Genomic DNA, 18015 nt, shown 5'->3' on the forward strand with positions numbered 1-18015 from the left:
ATCTATTCGTTTTTGGCTATAGTATTACCCTTGTTATTTATTTTTTTTAAAAATGAATCACTTTTAATAATTTCCTCTAAAACAGTTTTAAACTTATAACCATCAGTTTTAACTTTCTCAACTATGGCGTTTAATTCTTTATCGTCTGAAAAACTAACATCTCTTCCCAAAGCATATGCGAACAAGTGTTCTACCAACGATTTTGTAAAAGCATCTTTCTTTTTAGTTAAAAGATAGTTTTTAATCCCTTTAATACCTTCTACTACAGTACCATCTGGTAATTTAGATTTTGAATCAATAGGATTTCCTTTGTACTTCTTTTGAAACCTTCCAACGGCGTCATAATTTTCAAAAGCGACACCATAAGGGTCTATTTTTAAATGGCAATCAATACAAGACACTTTATTTCTGTGTAATTCTAATTGTTCTTTTAAGGTCAAGTTTTCAAAACCTGGTGTTTCAGGATCTAATTCAGGAACATTAGGCGGCGGTGGAGGAGGAGCGTCACCAAGAATTTTTTCTTTTAACCATACAGCTCTTTTTATGGGATGCGCATGCACACCATCTGAATGTCCGGTTAAAAATGCGCCTTGAGATAATAGACCGCCTCTGTTTTTTTCTTTTGGAATAGAGACCGGACGAAAATAATTTCCAATAACGCCATCAATACCATAAAACTCTGCTAAATTTTGATTCAGCATAGCAAAATCCGAATCGATAAAATTTAAAATACTCTTATTCTCCTTTAATATATAATGAATAAAGCTATAGGTTTCTTGAGCCATGTCTTCTTTAACAAAACGCGTAAAATCCGGATATAAATTAACATTGATACTCATGCCTTTTAATCGGTCTACACGCAGCCACTCGTATGCAAAAGCTTCAATCATTTTCAAAGTTTTAGGACTCTCGATCATCCTTCCGATTTGTTCTGGTAATTCATTCTTAAGCATACCTATTGAAGCCAATTCGGTCAATTTTTCGTCTGGTGGTGAATTCCATAAAAAATAAGCCATTTTTGATGCCAGATAATAATCTTCGTTAAACATCTTAGGAGCGGATTTTTCAGATTCTAATAAATATAGAAAGTTAGGTGAACACAAAATGGCAACTAGTACTTCTTTGACACTATCTTCATATACTTTAAAATCACCCTTGATACTATTCCAAAAATTAAAATAACGTTCTAATTCTCCTTCTACCAATGGTCGCCTAAAAGCTTTTTCCATAAATTTCTTAAGTACTTCGGCAGTATATACCTGGTAGTTGTTCTTGTTAGGGGAATCGAAAAATATAGTGGAGTGGCTCTTTGGAGGCCAAATGGGATGATAAGGCGCTTCTAACTCCATCGACTTAACCAATAGCGCTGGTCCATTTTCACCTCTCTTTTTAACTAAATGGTTGTTCCACAAACCAACTATCATGGTATTTGAAAATGGTTCGGTCTCAATAGGATCGTAAACTGGAACCGGTAAGTTTTCCAGTTGCCCGATAAATTCGAAGGTTTTAAAATCTCCAGCTTTAGAATCAACCTCTTTGCTTACATCAAACGTATTGTAATCCATCCCATCATCTGTTCTGGTAGCAACAAATGCCTTTATGGATGGTATCAAATCTTTATATTGACTTTGATTCTTTTCTATTTCTAATTTCAGTGCTTTAGGTATCTCACTATCTTCAGGTAATGGGGTAAACCTTATATTTTTATAGCCAACAAAGAAATCGCCTCCAACTTTAATTCTATACTTACCTTTTCTTAAATATGCCAGAGTAACCGGTGTTACTATATCCTTTTCATTTTCTAATGTTGTTGGTAATTGTAAACGTTCTTCAATTTTATTAAATTCCCCTATTTTTAAAAGAAAAGAGGGCATATTTTCTTGGGAAACATATGGGTGAACTAAATCTACCTGATAAAAACTATCGTTTGGAATTTCAATTACTGAGTACGAGGATGTCATAGCGTCAATTCTAACGGGAACTAGCAAACTATCCTTAAGAACTAAATTCGTTTTATTTACACTCTTTATAGCCAAAAGATTAATAGTACCGGATGTTACTTTTGCTGGTTTATTTTCTCTTAGATCTATTAAACCTTCACGCATAGATATCCCATAACCCTTTGAAGCATCTACTCTAAGTACAAAGTTTCCTGATCTCGGATAATTATTCTTTATCAGCATTTTCACATTAGGTGATGGCCCTTGCCAGGAACGAGGTGGTACATCTTTGTGAGGAAGTGCAGAATATAAAATCATACCATCATTTTCAACAGCGTATCGGTCACTTGCAGAACCTCTCATATCTACACCGATCCTTTTTTTAATGGTATCTGTCACATCAAAATTTACGCCTTTGTCATCATAAAGATCTACCTTAAAATCTTCATGTTTAATGGCAGCTGATTGATAGCCTCCAAATTCGGCAGCAACCTTATCTTCACCTATTCCTTTACCAAAGGTGATTTTATATTTTTTGGATTTTGGTTTAGGTCCATGAACAATAGCTTTATCTAAAGCTTCACGAGCAATTTTCTGGTAATAATCAATATGTAATGATGATATTTGAAGCACATCCCCATTATTAGAAAATCCCATTTTAGATTTTCCATCATCTGGTAATACGTTACCGAAATTTATTGGTAATTCTAATAACTGATTTAGTGTGTTAGTATATTGAGATTTCGTTAATCGTCTTGTAACATTTTTGTTCGTTACGCTTTTTTTATCTGCAGCATGCTCTAAAGAATTAGTGATCCAATCGACAACCATTCTTCGTTCCTCATCTGTTAACTGAGCTTTTTTCTTTGGAGGCATATTGCCCGCATTAATTTCATCTAGTGCAGAATCCCATTTTTCGGCATCGCCACCATGTACCATATCCCAATTTAAAACATCAAGGCGCATACTTCCTTTTTGTTTTGTTGGTCCATGACATTGATAACAATACTTATCTAGTATGGGTTGAATTTCATTAACATATTTTAAAGATGCTTCTGTTGGTTCTGCCATCAGCATATTTTCTTTTAATGCTAGGGCTAATTCTTGCTTTTCCGCTTCAGCTTTGGCTTCCTGCTTTTCTATCTCGGCAATTTGCTTTTTTAATTCTGGTTTCACGCTATCTAATGAACGCGTAATCCAATTTAAAATACTATGTCGTTCATTATCTGTTAATGGTTCCTCTTCCTCCGGAGGCATATTGCCTGCTTTTATTTCTTCAAAAACGCTTTTCCATTTTTTTACATTTTTTGCACTTATCATTTCCCAACCAACATTGTCAAGACGTAAATCGCCTTTCTGTTTATTAGCATTGTGACATTCAAAACAATTCTTATCCATTATAGGATGAATAGTATCTGCAAATACAAATGCTTCATTTATTTCATGACCTCCATTTGTTTCTTTTAATTCTTTAATTGAAGAAAGTATAGACTCAGCTTCTGTTTTTTCTATGCCAAAAAAATCTTTTAGTTTGGATGGCATGTCTTTAGTTAAGTAATTGGATCCATGAGTTAATGTACCCCCATAATGTCCTGCAAAAGAGAGTAGAATAACATTTATAAACAATATGCCTTGGTAAGCTCTAATATGCTTATCAGATTTAGTATAAGCCCAAAGTCGAAAAACCAATAGCCAAATGCATAGTAAAGCAGTAACCCAACCTAACCATTTATGAAAAGACAGTACATCTTCATTATAGCCACCACTGGAAGCTAGAAAAAAACCAAAAACTACTGCCGGAATTAAGCTAATTGCACTAAACCAAAGCAATATTTTATTAGCATTATCCAATTTTAACTGTGGTTTAATAAAGTTAACTATTTCTAAAACAAAGACACCAATTAGGGCGCCAATTGGTAAGTGAAGAATTATAGGATGGAAGTTTCCAAAAAATGTAAATACCTCATTAGTCTCATCAGTATTTATTGGAACTAAAATAAGTCCGAATAAAACTAAAGTTAAACTAACCACAGACAGTAATGTTTTTTTCATATAGATCTAAAAATTTATGTTATAAAATTAGTACTAAAGCGTATGCGTCACAAGTACTTATAATACAAGAAGTAATATTATTTTTGCAGCTTTGAAAATTGCTATCTAATTGTTAATTAATAAAATAGGTTTATAATTGTTGTTCGTAACAAGTAATAAACTTTTATTGTTTTGAGTTTGTATCATTTGTGCATCTCTACTATCGTAAGGAATATTAATCCCGCTTTTTAATGCGGAAACAGATTTTAAATTCCCAGTACCATTTCCTAACATTAATAATCCTATGGCTGCATCATATCTAACTGTTTCAACTTCTACAGGATAGTGATTCCCAAAAACGAATACATCTTGAAATCCATCGTTGTTTGCATCCGTAATAATTGAGGATTTAATTGGAGAAACCTGAGCTTCGATTGGAAGTGTCTTTTGAATAAAATGGTCATTATTATTTAGTAATAAGATGCTTTCAAAACTATTTATTATATATTTTGCAGCTCCTTCAAGCTTGTCTTTTGGTAGAATATCCATTAATTTTGAAGATGCAAAACTATGGTAATCTTTAAATTTATTTGCTACGTAAGGCATTTGCTGACTTGTACATTCTCGCCCTCTTAATGGTACGTAATCGTTTTTATAGGGCTTTGCCAGAATAACATCGTTAGTCCCATTTCCATCAAAATCATTTGCGTAAATCTTAAAAGGTTTTTCTAAAGTCGCTTTATACTTTGTGTTTTTACCCAAATTCCCAATAATGTAATCATCATCACCATCATTATCTATATCGCCTGATGTTATAGACCACCACATGCCTTGCGATTTATCTAAGCCCAATTTTGTTGTTATATCATTAAATTTACCTTTAGTGTTTTCTAAAACAGTAATTGGCATCCACTCTCCAACAAGAATTAAATCGTGATCTCCATCTTTATCAAAATCGGTAAAAGTGGCATCAGTAATTAATCCACAATTATTTAAAGCAGGAGCTATATCATTGGTTTTATCTTTAAAATATCCGTTTTCATTAATTAAAAAATAACTTTTAGCAGGAAAAGGATATCTTCCGGGAATTAATCTGCCGCCGACAAATAGATCTTTATCTCCATCACCATCAATATCCATAACTTTTACAGTTTCTGTACTTTCATATATTTTAGGTATGTGGTTGTTACTCTTAATAAAAGACCCGTTTCCTGTATTGACATATAATCTATCTTCTAAAAGTTTTGAGTTCACTTCAAATTCATTACTGCCACTACATACATATAAATCTAAATCATTGTCATTATCAATATCTATAAATACGCCACCCAAATCTTCCATGTCTTTGTCCTTTTGCCATGGTTGAGATTTGCCTTCTATAAATGTGCCGTTTTTGTTTTGGGTATATAGTACTCCGCTCTGACCTGAGGCACCACCTATGAAAAAATCTTCTATGCCATCATTATTAATATCTCCAACAGTAATAAAAGGACCATTTTGAGAAAGTTTATGTGGGAGTAATGTTTGTTTTTCAAAATCATTATAAATAGCCTCTTTATGAATAAAATTAATGCCAATATAAGATGCGGCTATAGACTTAAAAATAGGCTTAACATCTGTATTCAGAGCTAATTCAACTTCTGGATCGTTATACTTAAGTGTGATGGTTTGATTTGCTGGAACATTTTCCAGTAGTTGCGTTTTTCCATCTGGCCAAATAATTTCAATTTCTTTAACATCAGTATCTTTTCCCAGCCCAAAAAACACTCCAGATTCTACTGAAGACAAGTAGCCTTTAGTTACAATATTTTCATTGGTTTGGGTGATGTCATCTTGCTTTAAAACAACTTTAGTACCATACCCAAATTTGTTTTTCTTAGGACCTTCAAATTTAAATTTCAAATAATTCCCTGTTGCTTTATTTTCATATACAAATGCCGAACTTCCCATGTTATTGGTTACAATATCCAAATCACCATCGTTATCTAAATCACCATAAGCCATTCCGTTTGAAAACCCTGGTTTATCAAAGCCCCAATCTTTAGAAGTATTTTTAAAACCAAGTGCTTTATCATTTTTAAAAATATAATTAGACATGGGGACAGAGGGTGCCGTTTTGGACATACTCAAGTAATCTGTATTTCCTTGTTTTAAATTGGCAATGACTTGCGCTGTGAAATCGTTATTTCGTATATCTCTTTTAATACCATTGCTAACTACAATATCTTTCCAACCATCATTATCTAAATCGGCTATTAATGTAGCCCAGCTCCAGTCTGTTTTTCCAACGCCAGCTAATGCTCCAACATCTGAAAATTGACCATTACCATGATTTAATTGAAGTGTATTGTGCATATATTGATAGTGTTCTCCCTGTGCTACAATTTTATTAAAGGCTTCTGTACTCATAGAGCCCATATTCGTTTTTGATCTGTAATGATCTTCAGAAGCCATATCTAGTGTAGATATATCTATCCACCCATCATTATTAATATCACCAGCGTCAGACCCCATGCTAAATCTTGAAATATGCCTTAAACTTTTATTTATAACATTTTTAAAAGTGCCATCTCCATTATTAAAATATAAATAATCTGGGGTGTCATAATCGTTTGCTACATATAAATCTATATAACCATCGTTATTAAAATCGGAAGCACTAACACTTAATCCATAAGCTAATTTATTTATTCCTGCTTCTTCAGAAATATTTCTAAATCTCCCATTATCGTTACGATAAAGTCTATCTGTATAGTATTTTTTTCGTTTTTTAGAAACACCATTTCGTTCAATTAATCTTGGGTCTGGAGGTTGATTAACTTGAAACATATCTAAATCATTATCATTATCCATGTCAAAGAATAATGCTTGTGAAGAAAAACCATAATCTGCTAATCCAAACTTTTTTGAGGATTCTACAAACGTATTATTACCCTTATTGATGTATAACAAGTTTTGGCGATCTTTTAAACGCATAGAAGGTCCAGATCTACTTATATAGATATCTAATAGTCCGTCTGCATTTATATCTGCCATAGTGACGCCAGTAGACCAGCCAGGAACTTTAGCAATTCCAGAGGTTTCTGTGATATCTTTAAATTCAAAATTTCCTTTATTTAAATATAACCTGTCATTAACTTGGTTACCACAAAAATAAATATCAGATAGGCCATCATTATTTATATCACCAATAGCCACGCCTGCACCATTATAAACTTGCATCATAAAAAAATGATTTAAAGAATCATTTTCTTTAATGGCATTATTAAAACCTATCCCTGTTTTGTCTTCGAAATGCTGATCAAAACCACCTATTAATTCATTTGGATGTAAACTTCTTCCTTTATTGCAAGAAGCTAATAATATAAAAGCCAAGATTAAATATGATATGTTTTTATACATATACATCATTATATTTCTGTTTTGTAAACTTTCTTAAATAATCAATTTGATATATATAATATCTTTAAATTCGTTTATTAAAGTTAACAGTATTAAAAACTATTTAATAACATTTCTTTTATTAAATTGATTCAGAGCATTAATTTTAATAAAAAAGAGCCACTAATATTTATAAATGTAGTGGCTCTTTAAGTCACTATTTAATAAACTAAATTTTCAAAACTATTCCCAGAATTCAAATTCTGCTAATGCAGTTTCATTAGGATTAGATCCAAAAGCACTTATAAATCTAAACCTTAAATATCTAATTGCTGTATGATCTGGAATATATGAATCCCATGGATCCGAAGACTGGAAGCTTGAGTCCGGACTTTCGTCTAAAATTAAAACCCAACCTTTACTTTCTGCTTCTGCATCCCAGCCGGCATCTCCAGATTCTAATGTTGTTTCATGGTCTCCGCTTAAATCTACTCTACCCCATAATTGGAACCTACTTGGGTTACGGTCTTGGCAACAATCCTGTCTTGGCCAAAGTCTAAATTTCTTTAAAACCACTTCAGACCCTAAATCCATGGTGAAATGATGTTTTAATTTGTCAGTACCACTTCCAGTTGTATGATACCAGGCTGAACCTCCATCAAATAGATTTGTTAAAGATCCTCCATAGGCATCTCCTAAAGCATCTGTTGGTAATGAGACAATACTAATAGCACTAGTATCAAAAGGCAATATAGGGCTAGGGTCTACCGAAAAAGTACCAGCAATACCACTACCTCCCTGGTTAAATACTGATATTTTAACATCTTGCGCTCCGCTTTCAAGTCCTCTTACAAGGAAAATACCATCGGTATCTTCAGAACGATTAATAGTCTTACTTGTCAATTCGCCTCCAACGGTATATTCTACTTCAATGTTGATACTCAAATTAGTCGCATTTGTCCAGTTAACTTGGATGCCTTCAACTATGGGGGTAGTAGTAATCGTACCCAAAATAGTTTTTAACTCTTCTGGAATACTTAAAGACACCCAAGCACTAGGAAATTCATCTATAGATGTTTCAAACCCCTTTTCTTCATTATAAGCTGTAGGCACATAAAATGATCTTATAGAAACAGCTTCATTGACATCAAGATTAGGGAGTATGGTTGTCGCTTCTCCTTTGGGTGCTACGACGACGACTTCAGTTCCACCATTATCTGTGTATTTGATTTCTGAGCCTCTTTCTAAATCATCACTGGCTAACCAATTAATAGTACCATCTATTCCATCAAAATTATAAGACACAGCAGATCTAGCTACAAGGTTTGCTATAAAAGTATCGCCATAAGCCGTTGCAAATACATTCTTTTTAATGGATTCATTTCCAGCATCATCTCTAGAATAAAGGACAAATGCATAGGTTTTTTCATCTAGTCCCGATATAATTAATGCTGGATTATCTATATTTCCATTTCCTGATTTGGTAAAGGGAAAGGTTTGGCTGTCTGCTCCATCGTTCCAAGACACAACAAATTCATTTACACTAAAGGCATTGGTAACATAAGGCGATAACTGTATTCTGTTATGTCCAGCAAAAACATCAATAGAATCGGCTTTAGTTGTGTAACGCGTAGCACCTTCTTCCAGGTAGCCTTTATAATTTTCATCGATCTCTGTACACGAATTAAGGTTTGCAACCAAAATTAATACAAGGACTTGAAAACAAAATTTATATTTTTTCATATTGGTGTTTTTAATTGGTTAATTGGCCATAAAAGGTAAGCTCTCTAATATGGGTTGCATTGTTACCTCCCCATGCTGTATGAACTGCAATACGAACATACCTGATTTCAACTAGATTTTGATCATCGAATTCATGCTCGTCACCATCAAGTACACGCTGACGGTCTTCATTAGATAAAGTTCCTACTGGTAAACCAGAAGGTTTGATAGATTCAAAATCTCCTAAATTTATCCAATCATCTAAATTACCATCTTGGCCAGGTAAAGTTAAAGAGCCATAAGCCGTAAACGTTCTTGGGTTTGCATGTCTAAAGCCCCAAGTGCCTCCTCTTTGATGCATTATAAATCGGCTTAATTTTACGTTCACACCTAAATCTATTGTTAAAATAGATGGCCTAGGAATATCTCCTTGGGTATGTACCCAGTTTTCAGGACTTGGGTTTTCGTCCCATAAATTTTCAAATACAGCACCCCAATTCTCCCAATTATCATCATTATCTAAAGCAACTTGCTGAAACAAACTCTTGTCCAAACGTGTTTCTAAAAGCGGTGTCAACTTTTGATTGGGTGTGTCTGGATATACAGTTCCAGAGATATTTTCATAACGATCGCGTATCACTAATTTGAATGCTTGTTCTACAGGATCTCTACCACGAAGCGAATAAGTTTCTTCCAGACTTTCAGTATAAACAGTTTCAACAATTTCCAGTTCTCCAAATTCATTTTCTGCATAGATATCTATAGCTATGGGTACTTCGGTTTCGTTTACCCATGAAATTTTAATCCCACCAAATGCGACTCTCATCTCAACACTTTCTGCAACTACATCTACCACTGGTGTTAATGGAATACCGGAAAAGGAAACCCCTTCAGAGCTTATTTCAGATTCATTTACAGTGACAACTTTAACTTGTTTTTCATTAACATCACCATAGCCTAATATTTTAAGACTATTATTAAAAGCTGAAGCTCTTACTTCAGATTCTACACCTTTGTTATTAGTATATATGGCTTTTACATATAATACATTTTTACCTGCTGGCAAATCGTAAGATATATCGAACCCTCCATTTGTTGGTACAAATTCCAGATTTGTTATATCATTAGGAGGTGTATTATTTGTAACATTTGGTCCATGCTCTATCTCATCACAACTAAAAAAAGCAACTAGAGAAAAAAACATCAAAATTTTTGAAATATGTTTCATAATCTTTAATTTTTTATTAGACAATTACCATCCAGGGTTTTGATTCAAGGTCGGTGTATTTATAATTTCATTTGTAGCTAATGGCCACAAATAATCTTTTTCCTCAAAGTTTCCGAACTTATCATTATTTAAAACTTTTACTTGATAATACGTTTCTGCGCCTGCTACTTGAGTAGAAACGTTCCAACCTCTAATGGGTTTATTTAAAAACTCTTTGGCAAGTAACCAACGTCTTAAGTCCCAAAAGCGTGGCCCTTCTCCAGTTAGTTCAATTAAACGTTCTCGTTGTATAATTTCTCGCATGCCTTCTTTAGTAGTAGGTTTATCAGGTCTAATTGAATGATTTGTCCAACTATTAATGACACCATCTAAACCGGCACGAGATCGTATTTTGTCTACATATTCATATACTTGGCTCGTTGGAGTTGCATTACTTTCATTTAAGGCTTCAGCATATAATAAATACAAATCTGCTAAACGCATATATGGAAAAGGATATCTAATAGGAGCAAAGCTTGATCCGTCAGAATTTACTTTACTTTTAATATGTACAAACTTTTTAGGGAAATATCCGGTTCTAGACCATAAAGCTGCTTCAGATCTGCTACCATATTCATTAAATCTACCATTTACATACCATGCATCATCAGTTTCTTCACGCCCATTTCCATACCATGTACCTCTATCGAAAGAAATGTCTGCATAGAAACGCGGCTCTCTATCATAATGTAAATTAGCAGTTTCTTGTCCCGGTTGTACAAAATATTGATCTTCTGTAGTAGCCGTTCTTAATTTAAATCGATTGTTAAAATCCCAAGTTGGGTCTTCATCAATAGGGACGCCATTTTTAGTATAGAACTGTTCTGCAATACGCATGGTTAAACCACGATTGGACCTTACAGGGTTACGCAAATGCGGAAATAGTTTGGGCATAGACTCTGTTTGTACGGCGTTCGATTGCGCAGCTTCTGCAGAACCCCAAATAAGTTCTGAATTCCAAGGTTCTGTAACACGACCCCTTAAGCCTGCTTTTAATAGGGTAATATCCGATTGTGGTTTGGGAGACACATATTCGGATGGTAAATATAAGCTTAACCCTATTTCATCACAAGCTTCTATAGCTTCTTCACACGCCGTTACTGCATCTGCCCATTTAGATTCATCATACGTTAAAGGGAAAAAAGGCGCGCCCTCAGAATTAACAAAACCTGTATAGATTGGGTTTCCGTTAAATAATGGGCTTGCATAGGTTATAGCTACACGAGCCTTAACAGATGTCCCAATAGCTTTTGTTATTTTACCAAACTTAGTAGCTTCTAAACTAACTGGTAAATCGGGAATAGCCTCATCCATTAAGTTTAATACATAATTGAACACGTCCTCTACCGTACTTCTTTCAGGGGCAATAGCATCAGTAGCTGCAGATACAGGTATGTTTTCATCATTTATTATGATGGGACCATACATTCTTGACAGATAGAAGTGATAATAAGCTTTTAAGAATTTAGCTTCAGCAATCCAATTTTCTCTTTCAAACTCCTGAATATCCTGAACCTCTCCAATTCGGCTTATAAAAAGATTACAGTTTCGTATGCCTTCATACATTCTTGTACCACCATTATTACCATTCCAAAAATTAAAATATGGATTGTTGGTATTCTGAAAACCTTTAGCTATACGAACCCCCGGATTATTATCAAAAACTTGAGGACGTGCCAATTCGTCTCCAGATTCTGCCGTAACATCGCTTCCTGGAACAGGAAGGTAAGAGTAACATGTATATAATTGTTTTTCTGCAGCAGCTCTATTAGCGAATACATCATCTATAGTTGCCAAATTGTCTGGAATAACGTCTAAGTAATCTTGGCACGAATAGGTAATCGCAAACAACATTACTATTAAATATTTGATTTTTTTCATTTTCATAGCTTTAAATTGAAATGTTTAGACCTAAATTCACAACTCTTTGTAATGGATATTTGAATCCATTTCCAGCTAATTCCGGATCCCAAAGTTTAAACTTACTGAAGTACAATAAGTTTGTAGCGCTTGTATAGATTCTTAATTTTTGAAGACCTAGTTTGGTTGTAATATCTTTTGGAAGATTATATCCCATCTCTATACTTTTAAGTCTTAAAAAAGATCCGTCTTGTAAAAACCAGGTACTTGGTTGTAAATTGTTCTCTATAAAATTGTCATTTCCAGATAGTCGAGGCCATTTCGCATAAATATCTCTATTAGTTTCAGACCAGTGACTATCTGCCCAAACTTTTAATAATTGATTATTTACGGCTCCTGTTGTGCCGCCAGTTACATCATCAGGATCTCTGTATGAAACAAAAGGATTTGCTCTTCGAGTATCTATAAAGAATGATGAATTGGCAGATCCCTGGAAAAAGCAAGAAAAATCTACGCCTTTATAGCCTACAGAGAATCCAAATCCGTAAACGATTTCAGGATCAGTAGGGTTACCAATTGGAACTTGGTCTAAAGTGTTTATGACGCCATTGCCGTCAATGTCCTTATATTTAATATCTCCACCAGAATATTCTCCAAATTGTGTAGGTGAGTTATTTACTTCTTCTTGATCAATAAATAATCTTTCAGCAATATAACCAAAGGGCTGTGTTATTGACTGTCCTATTCTGGATCTCCATGGGGTAGTTGAATAATCAGGTTCTTCGGTTTTAGTAATTTTGTTTTTAGCATAGGTAAAGTTAACTCTACCCTCTAACCACAAATCTTGTGAAAAACTCTTATTGTACACCAAAGTGGCATCCACACCATTACTTTTGGCTTCACCAATATTAGCTCTTACAGGAGCTTGTAATCCTAAACTAGCAGGTATTAAACGGTCTGAAAGAATGTTAGTTCGTGTTTCGCTGAATACATCTAACTCTAAGGTTAAGGAGTTAAATAATCCCAGTTCCATACCTAGATTTAATTTATGACCGGTTTCCCAAGTAATTTCATCATTGCCATATCTTGTAATACTAACTCCGGGAATAAATTCCTGGTAATCAGAACCAGTACGAAACCCTTTTCCTTCATCATTAAGCAATACATTAGAAATATAAAAGAACCTGTCTTCGTTACGACCAATTTTATCATTTCCTACCAATCCATAACTGGCTTTAAATTTTAAATTGTCCAGAAAGTCTACATTATTTAAAAACTTTTCGTTGGATACTATCCAGCCAACAGCAGCAGATGGGAAGAATCCCCAACGTTCGCTTCTAGCAAAACGTTCAGACCCATTATACCCAAAGTTAAGTTCTGTAAAATATTTATCATTATAACCATAAGTAAAACGGCCGGATATACCTTGATTACGGAAAGGTAAGGATGCCTGTAGATCACCCGAAGTGGCCGATAACACTCTATTGTTTATAGTGTGTACCAATAAACCACTTACCGCATGTTTTTCATTGAATTCCCTGGCGTAGCTAAATCTTAATTCTGCATAAGTTGCTGCATCAACAGTTGATGGTGAAGCTTCAAAATCTAAAGTTGTTGTTCCAGAATCTGGATTTAAGGCAAATAGCGAAACTTCTTTTGTTTCTCTATTCTGAGACGGTGTATAATAAAAAGGACGATAGCCTCTTGAAATAGAGTAATTGGCTTTTCTTGTAGAACTTACAATGCCTTTAAGCGATAAACCTTCAGTAATGAATTTCAAATCTTGATTAAACTCCATTTGAGCAATCAAGGTTGAGTTTGTGTCTTCTTTATACCCCGTTACCAAATCTGCGTAGGGATTAAAATAAAATCCAGTACCACTTGGAGCTAAAGCATTACCAAACAAAATGTGATTAGCATATTGGGTGCCTTCATCTGGTTGATAGAACGGTTGAAATAATACTGGGCTGGTTGTTAATGACCTGGCATAAATTTGCGACCCTCCTTGTCTTGGTCCATTATAATCGTCAAAAGCTGCATTAAAAGCTAACTTTAGCTTACTTGTAGATGTTAAGTTAATGTTAGTATTTGAGCGTAGCTGGAACTTTTTAAGGTCAATATTACTATTAAAATTACTTACTTCGGGTACATTTAAAATTCCAGTATCTTGAGTATATGCTGCAGAAACAAAATAGCGAGCTGTTTTACCACCACCTTTTACACTAAAATTATAGCTTTTGTTTACGGCTATTTCTTTGAATAATTCTTCCTGCCAATCTACTGTTGGGTATAATAAAGGGTTTGTTCCTGCAATGGTATTTTCTATTTTCCCTTGAGAGAAAGGAATGGCCTCTAAAGGATCTCTTGTTCTAATGGCTTCATTAAATAGTTTCATATAGGTAATTGGGTCTGCAAGTTCAATGTCACTTGTGGAACTGGATATTTTTGTTTCAGCTCTAAAGTTAACCTGAACGGGACCTTCGACCCCTTCCTTAGTTGTAACGTATACAACACCATTAGCACCTCTAGCACCATATAAAGCAGCCGCCGAAGCATCTTTTAAGATAGAAAAGGAAGCAATATCGTCTGGGTTTAAACGAGCCAAATCTTCTACATCTAACTCAATACCATCAATTAAAATAAGCGGACTATTTCCACCAGCCCCGAAAGATGTAATACCACGAATAAAAAATTCTGCGTTATCAGCGCCTGGTTCACCACTACGTTGATAAGAAATTAAACCAGATACTCTACCAGCAAGCGCGGTTGTTAAGTTACTGGAAGGAATGTTTAATTCGGATGGTTTTATAGTTGTAATTGAGGCTACGACACTTGCCTTCTTTTGTTTTCCAAAACTGACTACAACGACTTCATCCAAGCCTGCTGCATCTTCTATTAATTTAACATTTATGTTTGTCTTATTTCCAACAACAATTTCTTGTTTTTTAAAACCTACATAAGAAATAACTAATACAGCATTACTGTTTGAAACATTAAGTGTATAGTTACCGTCAAAATCAGACAGTGTTCCATTGGATGTCCCTTTTTCAAGAATGTTGGCTCCTGGAAGAGGAGCACCTAACTCGTCTGTAATTATTCCTTTAACTGTTATTTTTTGTAAAGAGAACTTTTCAATTTTAACTGTTAATGGCTGGACGCCAATTTCTTTTAAACGATGTTTGAGAATAATATGTTTATTATTTACTGTAAATGCAATATTTGTATTAGTCAGTAAAGATTTTAGAATGTCTGAAATCTTTTCTTTTTTTGCGTTTACAGAAACAATTTTAGTTACATCTATTTTTTTATTATTATATAAAAACTTAAACTCTGATAACGACTCAATTTTTTTGAAAACGTCTTCTAAACTTACATTATCTAGTTTTAATGAGACTTTAGTATTTTGAGAATATGAGTTATTAGCTTGTATTTGAAATAAAGAAACGATGAGAAAAAGTGTAGTTAGCTTCATCTTTAAATCGAATTTAAATAACTTTTTACATAGTAAAAACTTACTCAAGTTGAATTTTTTCATACTTTTGTTTTGGTTTGTGATTTAACATGTTTTTAAGTCACTAAGAAGTTAATCGGGAAATGTTCGAGCATTTTCCGATTTTTTTTTCAAAGTGATTTTTTTGTCCTAAAATAATTGTGGTATGGTTTTTATGTTACATAGGCATTATTAGTTTTAATGGATTAATTTTAGTTAGTTATTTTTATTAATTTTTTGGTTTTCCTATAATTAAAATAGATGTCTTGTCTAAAAACATTTAAAACATTTTCAATAGTTTCATCTTTGTCAAAAGAGGTTGTGTAAATTTGCTCATCTAAAAGTGAATATTCGTTTTCAATTACAACATCAAAATGGCGCTCTAATTTTTTTAAAATGTTTGGATATGGTGTTTTATTAAATACTAAGGACCCATCTTTCCAAGCTGTATACATTTGCGTGTCAACTTTTTTGATGGTTATTTCTTTTGTAGACTTATCCCAAGATGCTAAGTGACCTGGAGTTAGTAACGTTTCTTCATCATTCTTTTTGCTATGTGTATATAATTTAACTGAGCCTTCTATTAAAACAGTATTAATATTGGCATCTTCAGGATAATAAGATAGATTAAATTCTGTTCCTAACACTTCTACGTTTATGTCATTAGCATTTACAATAAAAGGGTGCGATTTGTCTACCGCAACATCAAAATATGCTTCGCCTTTTAAAAACACTTTTCGGCTTTGACCTTTTAAAAATTTTACTGGGTACTTTAAAGAAGTTCCTGCATTTAATGTAACCTTGGTGCCATCAGATAAAACTAAATAGAAACGTTTTCCGTTAGGAATTGTTAGTTCGTTATAAACAAGTTTTTCTATTTTACTTTTTTGGGAACCCGTATAGTTTATTTTTGTTCCACTTTGCTCTCCTATAACTGTACCTGATTCATCAATGATGCTTTTTTCGTCTTCTTCAGAGACAATTTCTACTTTTCCATTATCTAAGGTAAGGGTCACTTCGTTAGAATTGTCAGGATGTTTTTGTATACTATTGTAATGATTATATAAATAAGCAATGCCAAGCATAAAAATTATTGATGCTGCAATTTTAGAAAACGTACTAAGGGAGGCATGCTTTGCAAAAAAAGACGGCTTTTTTTCTGTAATTGATAAACTTTCAGTTTTAATTTGGCTAGTTATTTGATTAAAAAGAATCCCGAATTCTTTATTCGCAGCTTCATCAAGAACTTCTTGACCTTCTAGTTCTATGCTTTTCCAATAATCACCAAATAAATCTTTTACATCATTTTGAGATTCCGGGTTTCTAATAAACTCCATGAGAGTTATAAACTCTTCTTGTGTCAAAGATTCCTCAATATATTTTTGGAAGAGTTTTTCTATATAAGAATATGTATTCATTTCATTCGGCACTGTTTAGGGTGCGCTATATATATTACGAACGAAAAGAGTAAAAGTCCCAAGTAAAAAGTGATTTTTTTTAAAATTTTTAAAAAAAACAAAAAAAAAGAAATTGAATAAAGGGACTATAAGTTTTTTATATGAGGCTCAAGTTGCTCTCTAATAAGCTGTAATGTTTTCCATAAATGGTTTTTAACAGTCTTATTGGATATTCCTAATAAATCAGCTATTTCTTGATTACTTTTACCTTCTTCTCTAGAAAGTATAAAAATAGCTCTTTTTTGTTTTGGTAGCCCAGCTAAAATATCATCTAAAACATCACGATATTCTTCATAAATAATTTCGTCTTCAATAGAACAAGTAGGGTGTGACATATGCTTCCATAATTCTTGTTTTAAAGAATCTTTAGTTGCGATGGCTCTTATATGACTATAAGCTAAATTTCTAGCAATTGTATAAATGAAAGAATCAAATGATTTTGAAACATTGATATTGCTTTTTGTATTCCATACAATTATAAATACATTTTGAAGAATTTCATCTGTACTATATTTTGATTTTGTAATAGAAAATATAAAAACATTTAATTTTTTTTTATAGATATTAAAAATTATTTCAAAAGCACTTATCTCTCCATTTTTAAGAGACAAAAGTGTTGATTCATCATATGATTTTAATATACTCAAAAGTTGTTTTTGTTATTTTTTTGTGATCTTTTAGTCTATCCAGTTTTTAATAATAAATTATATCTAGAATAAAAATGGATCTTATTTATTCCTGTTAGGAATGTTAATATTTCAAAAGTATTGATAAAAAATAAAGCATAATGATGATTAATTGCCTCTTTATAATATTTTTTTTGCTTAAAAGATAAAAAGGGAAGAAAGTTAGCTTTTTTGAGTATTA

Annotated in this window: 8 protein-coding genes; all 8 read right to left on the reverse strand. The window is 33.2% G+C overall.

All coding sequences use genetic code 11. The features are described 5' to 3' along the window. Positions 1-2: 2 nt before the first annotated feature. The 8 genes from Q4Q47_RS15010 to Q4Q47_RS15045 all read right to left on the reverse strand — a co-directional run bounded on the left by Q4Q47_RS15010 (position 3) and on the right by Q4Q47_RS15045 (position 17795). A complete protein-coding gene (locus Q4Q47_RS15010; protein ID WP_303307450.1) occupies positions 3-3992 on the reverse strand; it encodes a DUF1592 domain-containing protein in 3990 nt (1329 codons plus the stop codon). Positions 3993-4097: 105 nt separating this feature from the next. Further along, positions 4098-7382, reverse strand: coding sequence for a VCBS repeat-containing protein (locus Q4Q47_RS15015; protein WP_303307451.1), 3285 nt, complete (start codon positions 7380-7382; stop codon positions 4098-4100). 213 nt (positions 7383-7595) lie between these two features. Beyond that, a complete protein-coding gene (locus Q4Q47_RS15020) occupies positions 7596-9095 on the reverse strand; it encodes a DUF4998 domain-containing protein (protein ID WP_303307452.1) in 1500 nt (499 codons plus the stop codon). Positions 9096-9105: 10 nt separating this feature from the next. After that, the gene (locus Q4Q47_RS15025) at positions 9106-10302 is read right to left on the reverse strand and encodes a DUF5000 domain-containing lipoprotein (RefSeq protein WP_303307453.1); all 1197 of its coding nucleotides are present in this window, start codon (positions 10300-10302) and stop codon (positions 9106-9108) included. A gap of 24 nt (positions 10303-10326) precedes the next feature. After that, complete coding sequence (locus Q4Q47_RS15030; protein ID WP_303307454.1) at positions 10327-12222, reverse strand: RagB/SusD family nutrient uptake outer membrane protein; 1896 nt, start codon at positions 12220-12222, stop codon at positions 10327-10329. 10 nt (positions 12223-12232) lie between these two features. After that, positions 12233-15673, reverse strand: coding sequence for a TonB-dependent receptor (locus tag Q4Q47_RS15035; RefSeq protein ID WP_303307455.1), 3441 nt, complete (start codon positions 15671-15673; stop codon positions 12233-12235). 230 nt (positions 15674-15903) lie between these two features. Continuing rightward, complete coding sequence (locus tag Q4Q47_RS15040) at positions 15904-17109, reverse strand: FecR family protein (protein WP_303307456.1); 1206 nt, start codon at positions 17107-17109, stop codon at positions 15904-15906. Between the two features lie 125 nt (positions 17110-17234). Then, a complete protein-coding gene (locus Q4Q47_RS15045) occupies positions 17235-17795 on the reverse strand; it encodes an RNA polymerase sigma factor (RefSeq protein WP_303307457.1) in 561 nt (186 codons plus the stop codon). Positions 17796-18015: the final 220 nt, after the last annotated feature.

This window comes from Flavivirga spongiicola (assembly GCF_030540825.1).
Classification (GTDB): domain Bacteria; phylum Bacteroidota; class Bacteroidia; order Flavobacteriales; family Flavobacteriaceae; genus Flavivirga; species Flavivirga spongiicola.

Excerpts from the sequence above, each read along its gene's own strand:
- Q4Q47_RS15010 (WP_303307450.1), bottom strand. The coding sequence starts at position 3,992 with ATGAAAAAAACATTACTGTCTGTGGTTAGTTTAACTTTAGTTTTATTC.
- Q4Q47_RS15015 (WP_303307451.1), bottom strand. The coding sequence starts at position 7,382 with ATGATGTATATGTATAAAAACATATCATATTTAATCTTGGCTTTTATA.
- Q4Q47_RS15020 (WP_303307452.1), bottom strand. The coding sequence starts at position 9,095 with ATGAAAAAATATAAATTTTGTTTTCAAGTCCTTGTATTAATTTTGGTT.
- Q4Q47_RS15025 (WP_303307453.1), bottom strand. The coding sequence starts at position 10,302 with ATGAAACATATTTCAAAAATTTTGATGTTTTTTTCTCTAGTTGCTTTT.
- Q4Q47_RS15030 (WP_303307454.1), bottom strand. The coding sequence starts at position 12,222 with ATGAAAAAAATCAAATATTTAATAGTAATGTTGTTTGCGATTACCTAT.
- Q4Q47_RS15035 (WP_303307455.1), bottom strand. The coding sequence starts at position 15,673 with ATGAAGCTAACTACACTTTTTCTCATCGTTTCTTTATTTCAAATACAA.
- Q4Q47_RS15040 (WP_303307456.1), bottom strand. The coding sequence starts at position 17,109 with ATGAATACATATTCTTATATAGAAAAACTCTTCCAAAAATATATTGAG.